The sequence below is a fragment of the Facivitalis istanbulensis genome, assembly GCF_040560405.1.
GTDB lineage: Bacteria > Pseudomonadota > Alphaproteobacteria > Sphingomonadales > Sphingomonadaceae > Sphingomonas > Sphingomonas istanbulensis.
Map to the genome: position 1 here is coordinate 1 of NZ_JAVSCQ010000066.1, position 1,724 is coordinate 1,724.

Annotated in this window: 2 protein-coding genes; one reads left to right on the forward strand and one right to left on the reverse strand. The window is 58.4% G+C overall.

What is annotated here, in order from left to right:
• A partial coding sequence (locus RN629_RS18140; protein ID WP_407036481.1) for a hypothetical protein occupies positions 1 to 264 on the forward strand: 264 nt, incomplete at its 5' end.
• 184 nt (positions 265 to 448) lie between these two features.
• Here the strand turns inward: RN629_RS18140 and RN629_RS18145 are convergent.
• Positions 449 to 1,724 (reverse strand): RHS repeat-associated core domain-containing protein (locus tag RN629_RS18145; RefSeq protein WP_407036482.1); only part of this gene is annotated, 1,276 nt, incomplete at its 5' end.

Below are 1,724 nucleotides of genomic sequence, written 5' to 3' on the forward strand. Positions count from 1 at the left end.
ATAACCCGCGATCCGCTCCCATTGCTCGTCCGTCAGCGTCCGTCTGCTCAAGGCCTGGCTCCTTCACCAACCTTGAATCAGAACTCTCGCCTCATGGAAATCCTGCAAATGCAGACGCACCCTAGGGTAAGCGCGGCCGTCTATACCGACAGCCGCGCCAACCTCACCGAGGCACTCGGGTTGCGCGACGGCGCGCAGGTCGGGGCGATGGATGTGAACATCAACGTATCGACGCCCACGTCTACTCCTCTATCCCTAACCTGACCGACTCATCAAAGAACGTCTGGGCCAGTTCACTCACTTCCTTTCGAGATACGCCAACTCTTGGGAGGAAGTCACTTTCATGCATCTCCGCGACCAACTCCCGCAGACTGGCCATTATGATGTGATACTCATTCTCTTTTGCGGTGATAATCACATCACCCTCTAAAACATCAACCCTCATAGTTCACTTAATTCCATTCTGTTTTAGGTATTCTTCAAAATTACGAGGCCTAAAGGCTGTCCCTTCGGCATTTTGATTTCGCCAAACGATGGTTTCAGACTTTCGATCAACGAACAGGGTCCGTCCATCCTTGAAACTTCTGGTTTCACTAGGATTGCGTAGAATACCTTCTACGTGTCGCTGGAACTGACGCTGAGTGCGCACACCCAAGTCGCGAAACTCCGCGCCGTGCTTTGCCCAAGCATGACCACGAGCGATCTCCTGAGCTCCAAGCTGCGCTCGCAGACCCGCTGCCGCAACTGCGCTCTCGGCTCGCAAACCTGTCCGCGCACCAATTCCAAGAGCCCGCGCACCCCATGCGAGTCCCTTTGCGACAAGAGCTTCGGGACCAAGAAACAGGCTTGCTCCGATCGCAGCACCAGTCGCAATCTGCCGGCCTTGCTCTTCCCTGATCGGCTTGACCGCCTCATCGAGTTCAGGATGGAACGGGTTGATCGGGCAGTTCTCGTCCTGACACATCCCCGTCGGATCACGCCCATTGACTGGATCGTTTGCGACATAGGCGTAGAGGTTGACCTGGTCCTTATAGCCGCTGGGATCGGTTTGCATGAACCGACCCAACGTGGGCGAGTACATACGCGCCTTGTAATAGTACATGCCGAGGTCGGGCAGCCACGCCTGTCCGGTATACTGGAAGCGGCCGATATTGCCGCTGCCCGGGATGCCGTATTCGTCATAGCTGTCGATGGCGATCCTCGCGCCCGACGCATCGGCGATCGAAACGATCGAGCCCTGGCCATCGATTTGCAGGCTGCGGCGGTCGCCTGGCCCTGCTCCCTCATACCACAGGATCGGGTCGTCATCGCCCGGTCCGTGCACGTAGCGCCGCAGCACATTGCCCGACCCATCATATTCCGCGACCAACTCGTCGCCGTCATAGAGATACCGCGTCGACCCTGACGATCCCCCCGATGTCTGCCACAGGCGCCCATCTGGATCATAGGCCAGTTGCAGCCCGTCCGAGCGCGCGACCAGCCGGTTCTCGACATCATAGGAATAGGCGCTCGTCCCGTCCGATGTCAGGTTCCCGTTCGCGTCATAGCCGAACGTCGCCGGCCCCGCCCCGGTATACTGGTTGAGCCCGTTCACGGCATAGGCCCGGTTCACGTTCACATAGCCGGTGAACGCATAGCCATCGTTCGACCGTGTCTTCGCCGTGATCTGGCTCGCCGGATTATACTCGAACGTCGTCGTCACGTCGTCCGCCGTACCCGCCAGA